This window comes from Sorangium sp. So ce406 (assembly GCF_051474675.1).
GTDB lineage: Bacteria > Myxococcota_A > Polyangia > Polyangiales > Polyangiaceae > Sorangium > Sorangium cellulosum_G.
Genome location: NZ_CP150340.1, coordinates 7,174,622 through 7,195,608, shown reverse-complemented (window position 1 = coordinate 7,195,608; position 20,987 = coordinate 7,174,622). Strand labels below are relative to the sequence as shown.

Sequence of the window (20,987 nt, the reverse complement as noted above, 5' to 3'; positions counted from 1 at the left end):
CGCCCTCGCCGCATCGACCTTGGCCGTCTTCCTGGGCGCGGCTCTGCCCGTCGCGATCGCGGGCTGCACGTCCGCCGCGCCGCCGCCCGCGGCGCCAGAGCCGTGCGACGTCCAGATCGTGACGCTCTCGATCTACGCGTCCGACAACATCAACCCCAACGAGAACGGCAACCCGCGGCCCGTCGTCGTGCGGCTCTACCAGCTCAAGAGCAGCGCGCGCATGGAGAACGCGACGTACGATCAGATCCTGCTCCGCGACAAGGAGACGCTCGCGGACGACCTCGCCAAGGTCGACGAGGTCGAGGTCTTCCCGAACGACCTCGTCGAGGTGAAGTTCGAGCGCCTGCCGGACGCGAGCCACCTCGTCGGCGCCGCCCTGTTCCACAGCCCGAAGGGCAATAGCTGGAAGACGTTCTACGAGTTCCCGCTCCCGCCCGGAGAGGCGCAGTGCGGCGGGCGCGAGTCCGACGCGGGGCCGCCCGTCGCAGACCCGCGGGTCGCGTTCTTCATCGACTCGACCAAGATCGACAACGGGGTCGAGTTCGACGAGTCGATGTTCCCCAACGCGAGCGCCGTGCGCCGGCTCAGCCTGCCGAAGAAGGTGGCCGCGCCGGAGGCGCCCGCCTCGACGGGGAAGTAGGGCCATGGATCGCCCCGGTCGTCCTCGGCGCGGTCGTCGCGGCGGCGCTCGAACGACGCGCGCGCCGCGGCGTCGCGGCGCCCCGCGCTCGGCCAGCTTTCGCGCCGCGGCGCACGGCACATCTGATAAGACTGGACGGGCGACATGATCCACCCGCGTAAGCCTGTCTGGACCGAGGGGCTCTTCATGACCCCTCAGCATCTTCAGCAGTCGGACCTGTACCACGAGACGCTGGTCCACGCGCGCCTCCACGCCGTCGTGGGCTACGACTGGGGCATCACCTCCGCGCAGTTCGATGAGCGCGCGCTCTCGGCCGGGCAGTTCAAGGTGGTCAAATGTCACGGCGTCTTCCCCGACGGGACGCCGTTCTTCATCGGCGACCGCGGCGAGGACCAGGTCGAGGCGCGGCCGATCGAGGGCGTCTTCCCGGCCGCGCTGGAGTCGCTCGACGTGTTCCTCGGGATCCCGAACCTGCGCGAGACCGCCGCGAACATCAGCCTGGATCCGGCGAAGGCAGGGCCGGCCCAGCGGTTCGTGGCGTCGCAGACGACGGTCGCCGACGTGAACTCCGGGCGCAACGACACGTCGGTCACCTGGGCCCGCGCCAACCTGCGGCTCATCTTCGGCACCGAGCCGCGCGACGCCTACCAGACGGTGCGGATCGCGCAGCTCGTCCGCGACCGCGCCGGCGCGATCGTCCTCCGGAAGAGCTTCATCCCTTCGGTCCTCCGCATCAACACGTCGGACCACATCATGTCCGGCCTGCGGCGGGTGCTCTCGGCGCTCGTCGGCAAGCAGAAGTCGCTCGTCGAGGGGCGGCGCATGCGCACCGCGGCCTCGGTCGACTTCCAGGCCTCCGACATCACGAAGTTCTGGCTGCTCCACACCGTGAACTCGTACATCCCGATCGTGTCGCACCTCGTCGACCACGGCGCCGCGCACCCGGAGCAGTGTTACGTCGTCCTCGGCTCGCTCATCGGCGAGCTCTGCACCTTCTCGGCGGCGGACAGCGACCCGACGACGATCCCCAAGTTCAACTACCTGGAGCTCGAGGGCGTCTTCGATCCGATGTTCGACCGCGCCGTCACGCTCATCAGCGGGCTCGTCACGGATCAGTTCGTCATCGTGCCCCTTGAGAAGCGCGAGGACGGCATGTACCTCGGCAGGTTCGAGGACCCGAAGCTGCCGCGCAACCACGAGATGTTCCTGGAAGCGAAGGGGGCGGACGAGGGCACGCTGCGCGAGCGGCTCCCTCGCCTGCTCAAGATCGGATCGTGGACCCAGATCGGGCACATCCTGCACTCCGCGACGCCCGGCGTGCGCGTCGCGATCGAGTACCGGCCGCCGGGCGCCATCCCCGTCAAGCCGGGGCTCGTCTACCTGCGCGTCGACCAGGCCGGCGATTACTGGAACGACATCCTCGGCTCTGGCACGATCGCCATCTACCAGCCCATCGAACCGCAGAAGGTCGACCTCCGGTTGATCGCGGTCCCGGCAGGGAAGTGATCGTGCCCGGCCGTCCCTCCCGGGTGAGGAGCCCATGAGCCTCTCGCAGACGATGTACTTTGTTTGCTCCGACGTGCTCTCGCTGATCCTGCAGCTCAGGAACTCGCGCGATCTGCCGGCGCCGGACATCCTCCAGCGGCGTGTCCTCGGCCTGTTCGACACGATGATGCAGAACGGGCGAGAGGCCCGCATCCCCGAGCAGGACATGATCGACGCGAAGTTCGCGCTCGCGGCCTTCGCCGACGAGGTGATCTTCAACTCGAACTGGCCGGGCAGGACGCAGTGGCTCCAGAACCCGCTGCAGTTCCAGTTCTTCCAGCTCAACACGGCCGGCGACGGGTTCTTCACGAACCTCGACAACCTCTACGGCCAGCGCGGCAGAAACCACGTCGCGCAAATCTACTTCCTGTGCTTGGCCCTCGGCTTCCAGGGGAAATATCGTCTGCGCCAGCAGGAGGGCCTCGGCGCTGTCATCGAGGGGGTGGGCAACTACGTCGCGGTCAGCGAAGGAGGCGGGGAAGTCCTCGCGCCGAACGCGGAGCGCAAGGACGGCGGCGCCGGCGCGGTTCGCCGCGAGCTGCCCTATCTGGCGATCGCGCTCGGCTTGCTCGTGCTCGCCGTCCTCGTGGTCATCGTGCTCCGGCTCGTCGTGGCCTCGGACGCGGAGAACGTCGCCGACCAGATCAAGAAGCTCATCAGCACAGGTACCTAGGCGGCTCCGCCCGTCCTCTGCTGTTCCCGAGGGAGACTTCCGATGTGGCTGTGGATCCTGAGCGCCCTGTTCCTCACCGCCGTGTGGGGAGTGTGGTTCATGCTGCGACCCGGGGCAGGGGAGGGGACCGAGGCGTTCCCGATCGAGATCCCGCTCGCGGCGACGGCGGCCATCGTGGCGCTGCTCGTCGGGCTCGCGGTCTACCGGCGCATCCGCGCGGCGCGCGCCGCGCGGGCGCTCGAGAAGGCGATCGCGCAGCAGGCGCAGGAGCAGGTGATCAACGCGAAGCCGGAGCGGCGCGCGGAGATCCAGGAGCTCAACCGGCAGATGCAGGAGGGCATCGCCGCGCTCAAGGCGTCGAAGCTCGGCGGGGGCAAGCGCGGCGCTGACGCGCTCTACGTCCTGCCCTGGTACGTGATGGTCGGCCCGCCCGGCGCCGGCAAGACGACCGCGCTGCGTCACTCGGGGCTCGTGTTCCCGTACATCGATCCCGAGCGCACCGGCGTGCGCGGCGTCGGCGGCACCAGGAACTGCGAGTGGTGGTTCACGAACGAGGCGATCCTCCTCGACACCGCCGGCCGGTACACGACCGAGAGCGACGACCACGACGAGTGGATGGCGTTCCTCGAGCTGCTGCTCCAGTACCGCGAGCACAAGCCGCTGAACGGCATCATCGTCGCGGTGAGCCTGAGCGAGCTGCTCGACGCGAGCGACGACCAGATCGACCAGACCGCCAAGAAGGTCCGCGCGCGCATCGACGAGATGCAGCAGACGCTGCACATGGTGCTGCCGGTCTACGTGCTCTTCACGAAGAGCGACCTCGTGGCGGGGTTCACCGAGTACTTCGGCGACCTGAAGAAGAGCGAGCGCGCCCAGCCCTGGGGCGCCACCATCCGGCTCGACGAGAACAAGGACGAGCCCGGCAAGATCTTCGACCGCGAGTTCGACGTCCTGGTCGAGAAGCTCCACGCGCGGCTGACGAAGCGGCTCATCGGCGAGCGCAACCGCGACGTGAAGGAGAAGAGCTACCAGTTCCCGCTCGAGTTCGCGGCGGTGAAGCGCAACCTCGCGGACTTCATCGCGTCGGCGTTCGCGCCCGGGGCCGGCGCGGCGCCCGCGCCGATCCTGCGCGGGTTCTACTTCACGAGCGGCGTCCAGGAGGGGCGCCCGCTCGACCGCGTGGTCGGGGCGATGGGGCGGGCGTTCGGGCTGCGCGCGGCGCTCGGCGAGGGCGAGGAGGACGCCGCGATCCCGAAGGAGTCGAAGAGCTTCTTCCTGCACGACGTCTTCACGAACGTCGTCTTCCCCGATCAGGACCTCGCGGCGCGCACCGAGGCCGAGCTCCGGCGGCGGCGGCTCCAGCGGATCCTCGTGGCGGCGGCGGCGGCGATCGTGGCGATCCTGTTCCTGCTGCCGGCGGTCATCTCGTACTTCAACAACAAGGCGCTCGTCGCCGAGACGCGGCGCATCTCGGACGAGATCGCGTTCGTGGACTGGTCGGGGCGGAGCGGCACCCCGCCGAACGTGCCCGCGAACATCGACAAGCTCGACAAGCTGCAGGGGCACGTGGGGCTGCTCGACCGCTACGTCGAGAACACGCCGATCGATCACAGCTGGTTCATGTTCCAGGGGGACAAGCTCTTTCCCCCGACGCTGGGGCAGTACATCAAGAGCCTGAAGCAGGGGTTCGTCGGCCCGGCGAAGGCGCAGCTCGAGGCGAAGCTCGAGCGGGTGCGCGAGGGGGAGTTCCTCGACGGCTACAACGCCCTGCGCAGCTACCTCCTGCTCGGCAAAGAGCACCAGGGGTACATGGATGACCAGGTGGCGCGGTGGCAGACCGCGCGGCTGGTCCAGGTCTGGGCCGAGGTCCTGAAGCCCTGGACCGACCTGCCCGAGAGCGACCTCAAGGAGCGGCTCACGCCGCACGTCGCCTATTACATCGACCTCGTGCGGCGCAAGAAGCTGGAAGCCGAGGATCTGAACACGACCCTGATCGACAGGGCGCGCGCCGATCTCCTGCGGGTCGATCCGACGAAGCGCTACTACGACCAGTTCGTCACGAAGCTGATCGACGAGAAGTACGACGAGTCGGGGCCGAACACGCCGGAGAACCTGAAGTACCCGCCGGTGTCCCTCAACGAGATGTTCGCGGACCGGCCCGAGGTGCTGACCGTCATCCACAGCGCGCAGAAGAACCGGGCCGGGACGTGGTTCGAGGTGCAGGGGCCCTACACGGCCAAGGGGCACGCGCAGGTGATCGAGTCGCTCAAGGAGGGGAAGAAGGAGCTCGAGCGCGAGCTCTGGGTGCTCCCGCTGTCGAGCGACGAGAAGCGGACGGGCGACCAGATCCAGAAGGAGCTCGATCGCGTCCGGCAGGACTACGACAACGCGTACATCGCGCAGTGGGAGGCGTTCTTCCGCGACATCCAGGTCGACGTCCCGAAGACGAACCGGGATGCGATCCACGAGTTCAGGGTCCTCTCCACGCCCGACTGGCCCTACCGGCGGCTGCTCCAGCGGCTCTCGGACGAGACGCAGTTCGCGAAGGACGAGAAGCCGAGCGTGCTGACCGCGGACGGCGGGCTCATCGACAAGGCGAAGGACATGATCGTGCAGAAGGTCGACCGGCGGACGGGCGCGCGGATCGACACGCTCCTCCCGGGCGGCAACCGGCGCGAGCACTACGACCCGGTGCCCGACAAGTTCGAGTCGATGGCCAGCTTCGCGGTGCCGGGGCCGGCGGCCGAGGGGCAGCCGCCGCCGCCGCCGCCCAAGCTCAACCAGTACGTGGGCCACCTCGAGCGGCTCGCGGGCGAGATGAGCGTCGTCGAGGACGGGCCGCCGGACGCGGACACCTCGAGGGCCACGGAGGCGTTCCAGGACGCGGTGAAGGAGACCCAGGGGCTGCTCCTCTCGATGGACCAGACCGGGCAGCGCCTGATGGAGCCGCTGCTCATGAACCCCCTCCGGCAGGCGTACAAGGCGGTCGTGCGGCGCGCCGGCGGCGCGGCGAGCGGGATCTGGGAGGTCGAGGTCTGGCCGCACTACCGCGACAAGATCAAGGACCGCTACCCGTTCAACCTCGCCTCGTCGCGCGACGCCTCGCTCGAGGACGCGATGGCGTTCTTCAAGCCGAAGGACGGGGTGCTCTGGGGCTTCTACGAGACGTACCTCAAGGGCTTCCACTACCAGGTCGGGCACGAGTACTTCCCGAAGTCGCACCTGTCGGGGCAGCCGCAGGCGGCGAAGCCGTTCACGCCGTTCAGCGCGAACCTCTACAACTGCCTGAGGCGCTCGAACGAGATCACCGACGCGCTGTTCGGCAGCAGCGGCGGCGCGGAGCCCAAGGTCGTCTTCCACATCAACATGAAGACGGTCAGCCCCATCGTGAGCGAGGTGATCTTCGAGGTCGACGGCCAGAAGAGGCTCTATCGCAACGAGAAGGAGTTCTGGCACACCTTCAACTGGCCCGGCGACGGACCGAAGGGCGCGAGGATCCAGGTGCGCGGCGCGGGCGGGCTCGACGAAGAGCTCGTGCGCGAAGGGCCGTGGGGGATCTTCCGGCTCTTCGAGGCCGGGACCACGACCGCCCAGAGAGACAACGACGAGCTCTTCACGGTGACCTGGCAGATGACGGCGCCGCCGGTCACCGTGACCATGGAGATCCGGCCGACCCGCGGGAACCATCCGTTCCCGACGAGCTTCTTCCGGGCGACCAACTGCCCTCCCAGCATCGGCGATCGCTTCGGCAAGGGGTGATCCGAACAGCAACGGAGCCGGCGGGGGAGGGGGTGTCGTGCGGGGGGCTGGCGGGGGCCCCTCCCGCGAACTCGCGCCTCTTGGTGGCTGTTGCCATGGGAACGGAGAGACTCGGGCTACGAGGCGGGCGCTGCGATGCGGGCCGGCGCTCGGATTCGCGGGGCCCTACCCCGCCAGCCCCCCGCACGACACCCCCTCCCCCGCCGGCTCTTTGTGCCGGAATGAAGAGGGAGGGGGCGGTGGATCCGGCCTGCAGTCGCGCCAGCCTGCAGTCGCGCCGGCCTGCTGCTCCGGCCTGCAGTCGCGCCGGGCCTGCTGCTCCGGTCTGCCGATCCGGCTTGCCGATCTGGCCGGCGGTGGATCCGGCCTGCGAAAGATCCGGGTTGCGATCTTTAGGACCCCTTCTTTCAAAGGAGCCGGGTGGGGAGGGGGGTGCGCGGGCGGGGGGCGGCGGGGTAGGGCCCCGCGAATCCGAGCGCCGGCCTGCAGCGAAGCGAGTCGCTCCTGGTCTTGGCTGGTCCGCGTGTGAGGCAATTGCCACCAAAAGGCGCGAGTTCGCGGGAGGGGCCCCCGCCGCCCCCCGCCCGCGCACCCCCCTCCCCACCCGGCCCTAGCGCTCGGCATAGACTTCGTGGTTCACTCTCGGGCCGTCATGTTCTGGCGCCGCAAGAAGGGCCCTGCCGCTCCGCCGCAGATCGGCTGCTTCGGCAAGCTGCCCGCAACGGGCGATTTCATCCGGTTGAACGCAGGCGGAGAAGAGCTCGCCGCCTTCGACCGCTGGCTGGGCGCGGCCATCGACTTCGCCCGACGCGCGATGGGGCCCCATTTCGACGGGTACTACCAGACCGCGCTGGGGCTCTTCGTCTTCCACGGCGACCCGAAGGGCGACGAGCCGCCCGCACGCGGGCTCGTGGGCGCATGGGCCGCCAGCGGCGACAACGCAGGCCGGCTCTACCCGATCGTCGTGTTCGGCTCGTACGATTACGACCAGCTCGTCTCGGCTGGCCCGTCGCTCCCCATCACCCTGTTCCCCCTCCTCGCCGCCGCGCACGACGTCGCCACCAGCGGCCGCAACATGCCCGTCGACGCGTTCCTCCACCGCGTCTCGCAGATCGCTCCGCCGTCGCTCGACGACGCCGACGCGTCGTACGCCAACTACCGCGCATGGCTGAAAACCCAGCCGATGAAGGCGCTCTGGGACGCAGGGTTCGGCACCGACGCGAGCCGCTTCTGGGTGCTGCAGAACATCCTCGAGTCGGTGACGCCGTTCCGCGGACAGGAGCTCCCGAGGACTGGGCTCGCGCTCCGGCTGCCGCTCGGCGCAGGCGACGCCTACGCCGCCGCCGTGTGGATGGACATCACCCTCCGCCTGTCGAAATGGGGACGCACGCTGATGAACGCGTTCTGGACGCCGCAGCGCACCCTGCTCCTCCACCTCGGAGCGCCCCACGTCGGCTCGTTCCGCGAGATGATCGCGCCCACCACACAGGCCGAACACATCGCCGACCTCTGCGGTCCCCCGCCGGTCGAGGAGCACGTCTCCCGACACGCCCTCGGTCCGGAGCTCGACGCGCTCGTCGCACGGACCGACCTGTCGCTCGATAGCTTCCTCGAGGCCCTCGGCTGACCGATGCCCGCGCGCCGACCCCCGAACCGCCGCGTCCGGCGCATGGGTCGTCGCATCGGTCATCACATCCGTCCTCGTGTCCGTCATCGTACGGTTGCCTCGAATTCGCCGTCCACGCTCGGGACGTCTTGATATCCTGCGCGACCCATGGCCGCTGAAGACGCGATCAACCAATCCAAGGCGCGCATCGAGGCGCTGTTCGCGCCCATCAACGGGGGCGTCGGCGTCGACGTCACGTACGACGAAGGGTTCGAGGCCCTCAAGAACGAGGTCGATAAGATGCAGTCGCTCGCGGGCGGCAAGGTCGACTGGGGGCGCGTCGCGAGCGGCGCCGACGAGATCCTGAGCGAGAAGTCCAAGGACTTCCGCGTCGCCCTGTACTACGGGGCGGCGAAGGCGCAGCTCGACAAGCTCCCCGGCCTGCTCGACGGGCTGGTGCTCGTGCAGGAGCTGAACGGCGCGTTCTGGGACACCATGTACCCGGCGCTCAAGCGGCCCAAGGCGCGCGGCAACCTGTGCGCCTGGTACGGCGACATCGCGGCCGCGACGCTCGGCGGCCTCACGCCCACCGCGGCGGACCGCGACGTGGTGAACGCCCTCGAGCAGGTGTGCCGCACGGTGGACACCGACCTCAGCGACAAGCTCGGCGAGGCCTACGGCGGGATGGGCCCGCTCCGGAACGCGATCCGGAGCCTCGTCGCGAGCCTGCCCGCGGAGGCGCCGCCGCCTCCTCCGCCGCCGCCCCCGCCGCCGCCGAAGGCGGAGCCGCCCAGGGCCGCCGAGGCGGCGATCGTCCAGGCGCCGGCGGTCACGGCCGTGGTCGTCACCCCGCCGCCGACGCCGCCGGCCGTCGTCGGCACGGCGGACCCGGCCCTCAGCATCGAGGCCATCGTCGACGAGGACTCCGCGCTCACCGCCCTCGGGCGCTGCGCGCCGCTCATCGCGCGCGCGGGCGACGCGCTCCGTGCCGCGGATCCGAAGCGCGCGGCCGCGTACCGCGTCCTGCGGGTCGGGCTCTGGGTCGACCTCCTCGACGACCCGGGCGCCGCATCGCCGAACGGCAAGACGGCGATCCCGCCGCCGCCCGAGCACGTGCTGCAGACGCTCCCGGCGCTCACGAGCCAGGGCGCGTTCGCCGACCTGCTGCCGGTCGCCGACGAGTACGCGCAGAACTACCCCCTGTGGCTCGATCCGCACCGGTACGCGGCGAACGCGCTCGAGCAGCTCGGCGAGGACTACGCCGAGGCCCGGCGGGCCGTGCTCGTCGAGGTGGGCACCCTGGTGCTCCGCGCGCCGCTCTTGCCCAACCTCAAGTTCAGGGACGGGACGCCGTTCGCCGACAGCGAGACGCAGGCCTGGCTCTCGAGCGAGGTGGCGGCCGTCCTCGGCGGCGGGGGGAACGGCGCCCCGGCCGCCGCTCGCCCGCGGAGCTACCTCGACAAGCCGCTGTCCGATGCGCGCGGGCTCGTCGCGAACCAGCAGCCCGTCGACGCGATGGCGCTCCTCGAGAAGGCCGCGGCCGCCGCTCCGTCGGCGCTGGACCGCTTCCGCGTGCGGCTCGCCATGGCGCAGATCAACATCGAGCTGTCCCAGTTCCTCGTGGCGCGCGCGCAGCTCGAGGCGCTGGAGCAGATCGTCGAGCACCACCGACTCACCACGTGGCAGCCGGATCTCTGCGCGGAGCTCTACGCCGCGCTCCACACATGCTACCGGGTGCTGAACCAGGGCTACGAGGCGACGCCGGAAGCCAAGGCGAAGGAGGCGCTCTGCTTCGAGCGCGTCTGCCAGCTCGACGCTGCGCTCGCCCTGAAACTTTCGCTGGAGGCCTGAGGAGGCCCATGCGAGGCCCGATGCGCGTCGCGCCGAGAAGCTTCCCCGATGGGCGGGGGTTTTGGTCTATGCTCGTGTGGCCTGCGGGCGCTCCGCCCGCTGCCGACGGGGAAAGGAGCCTGCGATGAAAGAGGGATCGGTCGCGCCGAAGGAGCGCGTGAACATCACGTACAAGCCGGCCACGGGGAACGCGAAGGAAGACGTCGAGCTGCCGCTGAAGCTCCTGATGCTCGGCGACTACACGCAGCGGCCGGATCCGCGGCCCCTCGAGGACCGCAAGCCGATCAACGTGGACAAGGACAACTTCCAGAAGGTCATGAGCGAGCAGAAGCTCGCGCTCACCTTCAACGTCAAGGACGTCCTGTCCGAGCAGGAGAACAGCGAGCTCACGGTCAACCTCAAGTTCCGCCGGCTGAGCGACATGGAGCCCGAGGCGATCGCGAACCAGGTGCCGGAGCTCAAGAAGCTGCTCGACCTGCGCGCCGCGCTGACGGCCCTGAAGGGCCCGCTCGGGAACGAGAAGGCGTTCCGCAACAAGATCCAGCAGATCCTGAGCGACCCGGCCCAGCGCAACAAGATCGTGAGCGAGCTCGGGCTCGACAAGGAAGGGGAGTGAGCGATGGCGACAGAGACACAGGTCGCGGGGAGCGCAGGCGTCCAGACCCTCGAGGGAGGGTCCCTGCTCGACGAGATCCTCGCCGAGACGAAGATGACGCCCGGCGACGAGGGGTACGAGATCGCCAAGAAGGGCGTGCAGGCCTTCATCTCGGAGCTCGTCGCCCCGCGGCGCGAGGGCGAGAAGGTCGACAAGGCCTTCGTCGACGCGCTGATCGCGGAGATCGACGTCAAGCTCTCGCGGCAGATCGACGAGATCCTCCACCACCCCAGCTTCCAGAAGCTCGAGTCCGCCTGGCGCGGCCTCAAGTTCGTGATCGACCGCTGCGATTTTCGCGAGAACATCAAGGTCGAGATGCTCAACTGCTCCAAGGACGACCTCCTCGCCGATTTCGAGGACGCGCCCGAGGTGCCGAAGAGCGGCCTGTACAAGCTCGTCTACTCGGCGGAGTTCGGCCAGTTCGGCGGCAAGCCGGTCGGCGCGATCATCGCGAACTACGAGTTCGGGCCGGGACCTCAGGACATCGCGCTGCTCCAGAAGTGCGCCGCCGTGGCGACGATGTCGCACGCGCCGTTCATCGCGGCGGCCGGCCCGCAGTTCTTCGGCCTCAAGGACTTCATGGGGCTGCCCAACCTGAAGGACCTGAAGGCGATCTTCGAGGGGCCGCAGTACACGAAGTGGAACGCGTTCCGCGAGACCGAGGACTCGCGCTACGTCGGGCTCGTGATGCCGCGCTTCCTGCTCCGCCTCCCGTTCGGCGCCAACACCGTCCCGGTGAAGGCGTTCAACTACGAAGAGGACGTGGTCGGCAAGCACGACGCGTACTGCTGGGGCAACGCGACGTACGCCTTCGCGACCCGGCTCGCCGACAGCTTCGCCAAGTACCGCTGGTGTCCGAACATCATCGGCCCTCAGGCGGGCGGCTCGGTCGAGAACCTGCCGCTCCACCAGTACGAGGCGATGGGCGAGATCCAGACCAAGGTGCCGACCGAGATCATGCTCACCGAGCGGCGCGAGTTCGAGCTCTCCGAGGAGGGGTTCATCGGGCTCACGTTCCGCAAGGACTCGGACAACGCCTGCTTCTTCTCGGCCAACTCCGCGCAGAAGCCCAAGTTCTACGGGCAGAGCGAGGAGGGCCGGGCGGCCGAGATGAACTACCGCCTCGGGACGCAGCTCCCGTACATGTTCATCATGTGCCGCATCGCGCACTACCTGAAGGTGCTGCAGCGCGAGCAGATCGGGACCTGGAAGGAGCGCGCCGACCTCGAGAAGGAGCTGAACGACTGGATCGGCCAGTACGTGGCCGATCAGGACGTGGTCTCCGCGGCGACGCGCGGGCGTAGGCCGCTCCGCAAGGCGAAGATCATCGTCACCGAGGTGCCGGGGAACGCCGGCTGGTACAAGGTCGACATGCAGGTGCGCCCGCACTTCAAGTACATGGGCGCGTTCTTCACGCTCAGCCTCGTCGGCAAGCTCGACAAGGAGTGAGCGGCCCGCCACGGCGCCGCGCCGCCCTCGCGCGCGGCGCGGCCCCGCGAGGCGCCGCGCCGCCCCGAGCGGGCTAACGCCACCACGCTTCGCCAGAGACACGCGTCGACAGGCACTGACCTCCGGGGGATCGCCGCTGGAACGAGCGCGCCTGGCGGCGTAGGCTCGGGCCATGAGGAAACTCTCGAGGATCTGCGTTTATTGCGGGTCGAACCCCGGCGCGTCGCCGGCCTACCGCGAGGCGGCCGTGCGGCTCGGGGAGCTCCTGGCGGCGCGAGGGATAGAGCTTGTGTACGGGGGAGGCCGCGTGGGGCTCATGGGCGCGATCGCCGACGCGGTGCTCGCGCGCGGCGGGCAGGTGACCGGCGTGATCCCCCACTTCCTCAACCAGCGAGAGATCGAGCATCGGGGGCTGACGGAGCTCCACGTCGTCGAGACGATGCACGAGCGCAAGGCGAAGATGGCGGCGCTGTCGGACGCCTTCATCGCCCTGCCGGGAGGCATCGGGACGCTGGAAGAGCTGTTCGAGGTGTGGACATGGACGCAGCTCGGCTCTCAGGAGAAGCCGGTCGGGCTGCTCGACGTCCAGGGGTACTACCGCCCGCTGATCGCCTTTCTGGATCACGTCGTGTCCGAGCAGTTCATGAAGCCGGGCCACCGCGCCGTGCTGCAGGTGGCCGACGACGCGGAGGAGCTGCTCACGCTGCTCGCCGCGTGGCGCCCCAGCGCCGAGTACAAGTGGATGATGCCAGGAGAGCGGTAGGCCCGGCGCGCGCTCCTCGCCAGCCTGGCGCGAGCGTGAACAGCCAGGCACGAAACACGCGAGGAGCGCTCCTGCAACCGCCAGGAGAGCGGGGGGCGAGCTCCGGCGAGGCGCCCATTCCGGGAACGCCTCCCCGGTTGCATCAACCTTGCATCCTTTGTGAAGGACCAGCAGGAAACGCCCGATCTGCGGCGCATTTTGCCCCATCTGTGGCAGGTTCGTCCGTCGCGGCGTCCCGCGAGCACAGCGCGCGCGGATCGCGTGCTGTTCAGTGTTTTGCGCAGCTCATGTAGCGGATTGCCGCGCTTCCAGGCGGAGCGTTCACGCCACGATCGCGGCATCTCCGTCGATGGCTGAGTCGCGTCGTCGGCCTGCAACTTGCTAAACCCCCGGCGCGCATACGTTCTTTTTCCCACAATTGGAGACAAGATGAAGCAGGCCGGGCCCGATCTCATCTGTTTATCGCACCTGCGCTGGAACTTCGTCTTCCAGCGACCAAACCACCTGATGAGCCGCTTCGCGCAGGAGAAGCGGGTGTACTTCGTCGAAGAGCCTGTGTTCCAGGACGGACCCCCAAGGCTCGAGGCGAGACACATCGAGGCCAATCTCACCGTCGTCGTGCCGCACCTGCCCCACGGCACCGAGCAGGAGGAGGGCCTCGCCCAGCAGCGCCGCCTGCTCAACTCGCTCGTGAAGGAGCAGGACATCCGGCAGCCGATCCTGTGGTTCTACACGCCGATGTCGCTGCCGATCGCCGCCGACGTGGAGCCGTCGCTGGTCGTGTACGACTGCATGGATGAGCTCTCCGCCTTCCGCGGCGCGCCGCCGATGCTCCGCGAGCGCGAGCGCGAGCTCTTCGCGCGCGCCGACCTCGTGTTCACGGGAGGCCAGAGCATCTACGAGGCGAAGCGCGCCCACCACCCGTCCGTGCACGCCTTCCCGAGCAGCGTCGACGCGGCCCACTTCGCGGCGGCGCGCAGGGCGTCGACGGATCCGGAAGATCAGCGCGACATCCCCAGGCCCCGCCTCGGGTTCTTCGGCGTGATCGATGAGCGGCTCGACGTGGACCTCGTCGCCCGCGTGGCCGAGGAGCAGCCGGACTTCCAGATCGTGATGCTCGGGCCGGTCGTCAAGATCGACCCCGCCTCGCTGCCCCGGCGGCCGAACATCCACTGGCTCGGTCAGAAGTCATATCAGGATCTTCCGGCCTACCTCGGCGGCTGGGACGTTGCTATCATGCCGTTCGCGCTCAACGAGGCGACCCGGTTCATCAGCCCGACGAAGACGCTCGAGTACCTCGCGGCGGGCAAGCCGGTCGTCTCCACCGCCATTCGCGACGTGGTCACGCCCTACGGGGACAGGAAGGCGGTCCACATCGCCGATGCCTCCTCGTTCGTGGCGGCCGTCGACGCGGCGCTCGCGCAGCCCACCGAGGCGCGCCTCGCGATCGCGGACGAGATGGTGAGCGCGACGTCCTGGGACAAGACGTGGCGGTCGATGTCCAGGCTCATGACAGACGCACTCCAAGCCAAGCGTTCGGCGGCGGTCCGGACGGAAGGGAACGTACCGTGTTCGACTATCTGATCGTCGGTGCTGGGTTTGCTGGCAGCGTGCTCGCAGAGCGCCTCGCCTCGCAGATGAACAAATCGGTCCTCCTCTGCGACAAGCGTCCTCACATCGGCGGCAACGCGTACGACTGCTACGATGATGCCGGGGTGCTCATCCACAAATACGGTCCCCACATCTTTCACACGGCGTCGCCCCGCATCTTCCGCTACCTGTCGCAGTTCACGGAGTGGCGCCCGTACGAGCACCGCGTGCTCGCGCACGTGGACGACAAGCTCGTGCCGTTCCCGATCAACGTCGACACGGTGAACGCGCTCTACGGGACCAGCTACTCACCCGCCGAGGTCGAGGCGTTCTTCACGCGCGTCGCCGAGCCGATCAAGCACTGCCGCACCTCCGAGGACGCGGTCGTCAGCAAGGTGGGCCGGGAGCTCTACGAGAAGTTCTTCCGCAACTACACCCGCAAGCAGTGGGGGCTCGACCCGTCCGAGCTCGACGCCGCCGTGGCGTCGCGCGTGCCGGCGCGCACGAACTACGACTCTCGGTACTTCACGGACGAGTTCCAGGCGATGCCGCTCCGCGGCTACACGCGGATGTTCGAGAACATGCTGGATCACAAGAAGATCCGCATCGTGCTGAACACCGACTACCGCGACATCATGAACGAGGTGAACTTCAGGGAGATGATCTACACCGGGCCGGTGGACGCCTTCTTCGACCACCGCTACGGGAAGCTTCCCTATCGGTCCCTCGATTTCAAGTTCGAGACGCACGACAAGGAGGTCTTCCAGCCGGGCGCGGTCATCAACTACCCGAACGAGCACGCATACACCCGCATCACGGAGTTCAAGTACCTCACCGGACAGCAGCACCCGAAGACGAGCGTCGTCTACGAATTCCCGACCTCCGAGGGCGATCCCTACTACCCGGTGCCGCGGCCCGAGAACGCGGAGATCTACCGGAAGTACAAGGCGCTTGCCGACGCGACGCCGAACGTGCATTTCGTCGGGAGGCTCGCGACGTACCGGTACTACAACATGGACCAGGTGGTGGGTCAGGCCCTCGCCACCTTCGACCACCTCCGCGACGCCAAGCTCGACGGAGCAGCAGTCACCGTCGCCGCCTGATAAATCCATGCCTCGACAGCACCTTGCACAGATCGGCATCCCAGGTTCGGTGCCGCCGCCGGCCGACAACACGGACATCGGCGGCGGCGCCCGCGGCTACCCTCGACCCCTGCTCAGGCGAGGAGACTGGATCTCGCTGAACGGGACGTGGGAGTTCGCCCTCGATCCCCGGGCGGACTGGTGTTCCCCGGCCGACGCGCGCTTCGACAGGGCGATCGAGGTGCCGTTCGCCCCGGAGACGCCGCGGAGCGGGGTCGGGGAGACCGGCTTCTACAAGGCCTGCTGGTACAGGAGGCAGGTCGACGTGCCGGAGCTCGAGCAGTCCGAGCGGCTGGTCCTGCACTTCGGGGCCGTGGATTACGTGGCCAGGGTGTGGGTCGACGGCAGCTTCGCCGGGGAGCATGAGGGCGGCTACACGCCCTTCAGCCTCGACATCACCGAGCTCGCGCGGGGGCGCAAGAGCGTCTCGATCGTGGTGCAGGCCCACGACGACCCGAGCGACCTCGCGAAGCCGCGCGGCAAGCAGGACTGGAAGCTCGAGCCGCACTCCATCTGGTACCCGCGCACGACGGGGATCTGGCAGACGGTGTGGCTCGAGCGCGTGCCGAAGATGCACATCGAGTACCTGCGCTGGACCCCGAACCTCGAGCGCTGGGAGATCGCGGTCGAGGTCCGGGTCGCGAACGCGCCCGTGGAGGGCGCGCGCGTCGGGGTGCGGCTGCGCGTCGGCGACGTGACGATCGCGAACGACCAGTACACGGTGGTGGCCGGCGAGGTCCACCGGCGCATCACCCTCTCCGATCCGGGCATCGACGACTTCCGCAACGAGCTCTTGTGGTGCCCCGAGCGCCCGACGCTGATCGACGCCGACATCGTCCTCTACGACCAGTCGGGGACGACGATCGACCGGGTGAAGAGCTACACGGCGCTGCGATCGGTGGCCGTCCGCGGGGACCGCTTCCTCCTGAACGGGCGGGCGTACGTGCTCCGGATGGTGCTCGACCAGGGCTACTGGAACGAGACCGGGATCACCGCCCCGGACGACGAGGCCCTCCGCCGCGACGTCGAGCTCACGAAGCAGATGGGCTTCAACGGCGCCCGAAAGCACCAGAAGATCGAGGACCCGCGGTACCTGTACTGGGCGGACAAGCTCGGGCTGCTCGTCTGGGAGGAGATGCCGAGCGCCTACCGTCACACGCGCAAGTCGATCGATCGGCTCGCGCGGCAGTGGCTCGAGGCGATCCGGCGCGACATCAGCCACCCGTGCATCATCGCGTGGGTGCCGTTCAACGAGTCGTGGGGCGTCCCGAACCTGCCGGACAACCCGAACGAGCGGCACTACGTGCAGGCGCTCTACCACCTCACCAGGTCGATGGACTACACGAGGCCGGTCATCGGCAACGACGGGTGGGAGAGCGTGGCGACCGACATCATCGGGATCCACGACTACGATCCGTCGCCCGAGCGCATCGCCCGCCGCTACTTCGCGCACGACGTCGTCCCGAAGCTGCTGAAGCGGGAGCGGCCCGGGGGCCGCGCGCTCGTGCTCGACCCATCGGTCAACCACGAGACCGCCATCGTGCTGTCGGAGTTCGGCGGGATCGCGGTCGCGCCGACCAGCAGCGGCGACAACGGCGGCACGTGGGGGTACTCGGCGTGCAGGACCTCGGATGAGTTCGCCGAGCGCTATACTAAGCTGATGAAGGTGATCAACTCCCTCGAGCTGCTGGCCGGCTTCTGTTACACGCAGTTCGCCGACACGTACCAGGAGGCGAACGGGCTGCTCTACGCCGACCGCACGCCGAAGTTCCCGCTGCACCAGATGGCGGCCGCGACGCAGGGCATGCCGTTCGTCGGTCCCAATGAGACGCCCTCGACGCTGAGCGACGGCGGGATGGCGGACATGCCGGCGCTGGCGGACATGCCCGGGCTGGTGGACATGGGGGCGCCGCGATGACGGCGCAGGGGCGGGGGTTCGAGGCGCTCTTCGGTCGCCCGGCGAAGCTGAGGGCCGAGGCGCCGGGGCGCGTGAACCTGATCGGCGAGCACACCGACTACAGCGGCGGGTACGTGCTGCCGACGGCGATCCCGCAGAAGACGCGGATCGAGATCGCGCCGCGGGACGACGGGCTCGTCCGGGTCGCGACGCTCAACGTGGACGGCGTGGACGGCGGGGCCCAGCTCTCGTTCCGCGTCGGGGAAGAGTCGCGCCGCGGCACCTGGCTCGACTACGTGCAGGGGATCACCGCGGTCCTGCGCGGGCGGGGCGCCTCGATCCCCGGCTTCGACGCGCGCATCGCGTCGTCGGTGCCGCTCGGCAGCGGCCTGTCGTCGAGCGCGTCGCTGCTCGTGGCGCTCGCGCGCGCCCTGCGCGCGATGCTCGATCTGTCGATCGACGACGTGGAGATCGCGCGGATCGCGCACGTCGCCGAGCACGACTTCGTGGGCGCGCCCGTCGGGACGATGGACCAGATGGCCGCGAGCCTCGCCGACGAGAGCACGGCGCTCTTCATCGACACGAGGACGCTCGCGTTCGAGCGCGTCCCGCTGCCGGCCGAGGCCGAGCTGCTCGTCGTGAACTCCGGGGTGGCGCACCAGCACGCGAGCGGCGACTACAAGACGCGGCGCGCGGAGTGCGAGCGCGCGGCCGCTGCGCTCGGCGTGCCGCAGCTCAGGGACGTCGACGCCGCCGCGGAGCAGCGGATCGCGTCGCTCCCGGCGCCGCTCGACCGCCGCGCGCGCCACGTCGTGACCGAGAACGCCCGGGTGCTCGCCGCCGTCGCCGCGCTCCGCGCCCGGGACCTCGTCCGCCTGGGCCAGCTCTTCGACGCGTCGCACCGGTCGATGCGCGACGACTTCGAGGTGTCGGTGCCCGAGATCGACGCCCTGGTCGAGAGCGCGCGGGCGCAGCCGGACGTCTTCGGCGCGCGGCTGACCGGCGGCGGCTTCGGCGGATCGATCGTCGCCCTCGTGAAGCGCGGGAGCGCGGCGAAGGTGGGGCGCGCCGTCGTGGACGCCTACGCGCGCACGCCGAACGCGCTGGGCCGACGCGCGACGGTGCTGGTAGGAGGGCCCGTCGCATGAGGGAACGGTCCGGGATCGCGCTCTGGGCTGGCGTCGAGTGCACGGTCAACCGCGTCGGCGACCAGTACTTCAACCAGCTCGAGCGGACCGGACACCACGATCGCACCACGGATCTGGACCTGCTCGCGGAGCTCGGGGTGAAGGCCGTCCGGTACCCGGTGCTGTGGGAGCGCACGGCCCCGAACGGCGTCCGGAGCGCTGATTTCTCGTGGGCCGACGAGCGGCTCCACCGGCTGAAGGAGCTCGGCATCGACGTGATCGTCGGGCTGGTGCACCACGGGAGCGGGCCGCCGTGGACCAGCCTGACGGAAGACAGCTTCGTGGCCGGCCTCGAGGAGTTCGCGGGCGCGGTGGCGGAGCGGTACCCCTGGGTGCGCGACTACACGCCGGTCAACGAGCCGCTCACGACCGCGCGCTTCAGCGCGCTCTACGGGCACTGGTACCCGCACCGCCGGGACTCGGCCTCGCTCCTGCGCGCGCTGCTCGTGGAGACGCGCGCCACCGCGGCCGCGATGCGCGCGATCCGGCGGGCGCGCCCGGACGCGCGCCTCGTGCAGACCGAGGACTTCGGCGCGGTCGCCAGCACGCCCAGGCTCGCCTACCAGGCCGCGTTCGAGAACCACCGGCGCTGGTTGAGCCTCGATCTGCTGTACGGGCGCGTGGACGCCGCGCACCCGCTCCACCGGCACCTCCGCGACTGCGGCGTCGCCGACGAGGATCTCGCGCGCCTCGTGGCGGCGCCGTGCCCGCCGGACGTGATCGGCGTGAACTACTACCTGACGAGCGACAGGTTCCTCGATCACCGGCTCGACAGGTACCCCTCCTGGACGCACGGCGGGAACGGTCGCGAGGCGTACGCCGACGTGGAGGCGGTGCGGGTCCGGGAGGAAGGGATCTTCGGCCACCACCGCGTGCTGCGCGAGGTGTGGCAGCGCTACGAGACGCCGATCGCGATCACCGAGGTCCACCTCGGGTGCACGCCGGAGGAGCAGATCCGCTGGCTGGTCGAGGCGTGGGAGGGCGCGCACGCGGCGCGCGCGGAGGGCGCCGACGTGCTGGCGGTGACGCTGTGGTCCGCGTTCGGGGCGTACGACTGGGACAGCCTCGTCACGCAGGCGCGCGGCCACTACGAGCCGGGGGTCTTCGACGTGCGCGGGCCCGCGCCGCGGCCCACGGCGCTCGCGGCCGTCGCGAAGGAGCTCGCGAAGACCGGCTGGTCCGAGCACCCGCTCGCCGAGGTCCCGGGGTGGTGGCGCCGCGACGAGCGGCTGCTCTACGGGGCGCCGCGCTCGACGACGCGGACCATCTGCCGGCCGCGGGAGCGGCCGATCCTGATCACCGGCGCGGGCGGGTCGCTCGGCGCGGCGCTGACGCGCGCGTGCGAGGAGCGCGGCATCCATGTCCGGGCCATGACGCGCAGCGAGCTCGACATCGCCGACGCGGCGGCCCTGGAGCGGGCGATCGCGGAGGTCCGCCCGTGGCTCGTGATCAACGCGGCGGGCTACACGCGCGTGCACGAGGCCGAGGACGAGGTCGAGGCGTGCCGCCGCGCCAACGTGGTCGGCCCGACCCTGCTGGCGGAGGCGTGCCGACGCCACGGCTCGAAGCTGCTGATGTTCTCGTCGTCGTTCGTGTTCGACGGGAGCAAGCCCGCCCCGTACGTCGAGGATGATCCGGTCGCGCCAATCAGCGCGTTCGGCGAGGCGCAGGCGCAGGGCGAGCGGGGCGTCCTCGAGGCCCTGCCGAGCGCGCTGGTGGTCCGCACGGGCAGCCTGTTCGGGCCGTTCGAGGCGCGCAGCTTCGCCGCGCTCGCGCTCTCGGTCATCCGGCGCGGTGAGCCGTTCCGCGCGGCGGACGATCTCTTCGTGTCCCCCACCTACCTGCCGCACCTGGCGCACACGTGCCTGGACCTCGCGATCGATCAGGCCGAGGGGGTGTGGCACCTCGCGAACGACGGTGTCCTCAGCTTCGCCTCGTGGGCGAAGATGATGTGCGACGCGTTCGGCCTGCCCTCGCGGGCCGTCCACCCCTGTCCCGCGCACACGCTCGGGCTCCGGGCGAACCTGCCCCGCCAGGGAGGGCTCCACAGCAGCCGCCGCGCGACGCTGCCGACGCTGCCCGAGGCCGTCGAGCATTACGTCAAGCACCGGGCGGACGCCGTGCTGGCGGCCGTGTAGCGCGGCGCGCACGCGGAGGATCGAGCCACCAGGGCGTCAGGGAGGCCAGGAGAAGGAAGAGTTGGTTCTCCTGGCGTCCTTGACGTCCTGGC

At 69.6% G+C, this 20,987-nt stretch carries 15 protein-coding genes; all 15 read left to right on the top strand.

Annotated features, from left to right (window positions below; genetic code table 11):
• Positions 1-19: 19 nt before the first annotated feature.
• Complete coding sequence (tssJ, locus tag WME96_RS26630; protein WP_437284399.1) at positions 20-640, top strand: type VI secretion system lipoprotein TssJ; 621 nt, start codon at positions 20-22, stop codon at positions 638-640.
• 144 nt (positions 641-784) lie between these two features.
• A complete protein-coding gene (tssK, locus tag WME96_RS26625; RefSeq protein WP_437284398.1) occupies positions 785-2,146 on the top strand; it encodes a type VI secretion system baseplate subunit TssK in 1,362 nt (453 codons plus the stop codon).
• Between the two features lie 34 nt (positions 2,147-2,180).
• Complete coding sequence (locus WME96_RS26620; RefSeq protein ID WP_061619824.1) at positions 2,181-2,858, top strand: DotU family type IV/VI secretion system protein; 678 nt, start codon at positions 2,181-2,183, stop codon at positions 2,856-2,858.
• A 42-nt stretch (positions 2,859-2,900) separates the two neighbouring features.
• Positions 2,901-6,617 (top strand): type VI secretion system membrane subunit TssM, encoded by a 3,717-nt coding sequence (gene tssM / locus WME96_RS26615; protein WP_437284397.1) that lies wholly within the window; start codon positions 2,901-2,903, stop codon positions 6,615-6,617.
• A 631-nt stretch (positions 6,618-7,248) separates the two neighbouring features.
• Positions 7,249-8,244 carry a type VI secretion system-associated protein TagF gene (gene tagF, locus WME96_RS26610; protein ID WP_437284396.1) on the top strand — a complete coding sequence of 332 codons (996 nt, stop codon included), beginning with the start codon at positions 7,249-7,251 and terminating at the stop codon, positions 8,242-8,244.
• A gap of 147 nt (positions 8,245-8,391) precedes the next feature.
• The gene (gene tssA / locus WME96_RS26605) at positions 8,392-10,074 is read left to right on the top strand and encodes a type VI secretion system protein TssA (protein WP_437284395.1); all 1,683 of its coding nucleotides are present in this window, start codon (positions 8,392-8,394) and stop codon (positions 10,072-10,074) included.
• A gap of 124 nt (positions 10,075-10,198) precedes the next feature.
• Positions 10,199-10,690, top strand: coding sequence for a type VI secretion system contractile sheath small subunit (tssB, locus tag WME96_RS26600; RefSeq protein ID WP_012237614.1), 492 nt, complete (start codon positions 10,199-10,201; stop codon positions 10,688-10,690).
• 3 nt (positions 10,691-10,693) lie between these two features.
• On the top strand, positions 10,694-12,178 hold the full coding sequence (gene tssC / locus WME96_RS26595; protein WP_433926666.1) for a type VI secretion system contractile sheath large subunit: 1,485 nt from the start codon (positions 10,694-10,696) through the stop codon (positions 12,176-12,178).
• 172 nt (positions 12,179-12,350) lie between these two features.
• On the top strand, positions 12,351-12,941 hold the full coding sequence (locus WME96_RS26590; protein WP_437284394.1) for a TIGR00730 family Rossman fold protein: 591 nt from the start codon (positions 12,351-12,353) through the stop codon (positions 12,939-12,941).
• A 159-nt stretch (positions 12,942-13,100) separates the two neighbouring features.
• Positions 13,101-13,298, top strand: coding sequence for a hypothetical protein (locus WME96_RS26585; protein ID WP_437284393.1), 198 nt, complete (start codon positions 13,101-13,103; stop codon positions 13,296-13,298).
• 72 nt (positions 13,299-13,370) lie between these two features.
• Complete coding sequence (locus tag WME96_RS26580; RefSeq protein WP_437284392.1) at positions 13,371-14,525, top strand: glycosyltransferase family 1 protein; 1,155 nt, start codon at positions 13,371-13,373, stop codon at positions 14,523-14,525.
• Entirely contained in the window at positions 14,510-15,634 is a 1,125-nt protein-coding gene (gene glf / locus WME96_RS26575; RefSeq protein WP_437284391.1) for a UDP-galactopyranose mutase, read from the top strand. The genes WME96_RS26580 and glf overlap by 16 nt, the downstream gene beginning before the upstream one ends.
• A 7-nt stretch (positions 15,635-15,641) precedes the next feature.
• On the top strand, positions 15,642-17,591 hold the full coding sequence (locus WME96_RS26570; protein ID WP_437284390.1) for a glycoside hydrolase family 2 protein: 1,950 nt from the start codon (positions 15,642-15,644) through the stop codon (positions 17,589-17,591).
• Complete coding sequence (gene galK, locus WME96_RS26565) at positions 17,588-18,718, top strand: galactokinase (protein WP_437284389.1); 1,131 nt, start codon at positions 17,588-17,590, stop codon at positions 18,716-18,718. Before WME96_RS26570 ends, galK begins: the two co-directional genes overlap by 4 nt.
• Positions 18,715-20,895 carry a family 1 glycosylhydrolase gene (locus WME96_RS26560; RefSeq protein ID WP_437284388.1) on the top strand — a complete coding sequence of 727 codons (2,181 nt, stop codon included), beginning with the start codon at positions 18,715-18,717 and terminating at the stop codon, positions 20,893-20,895. Before galK ends, WME96_RS26560 begins: the two co-directional genes overlap by 4 nt.
• Positions 20,896-20,987 lie beyond the last annotated feature (92 nt).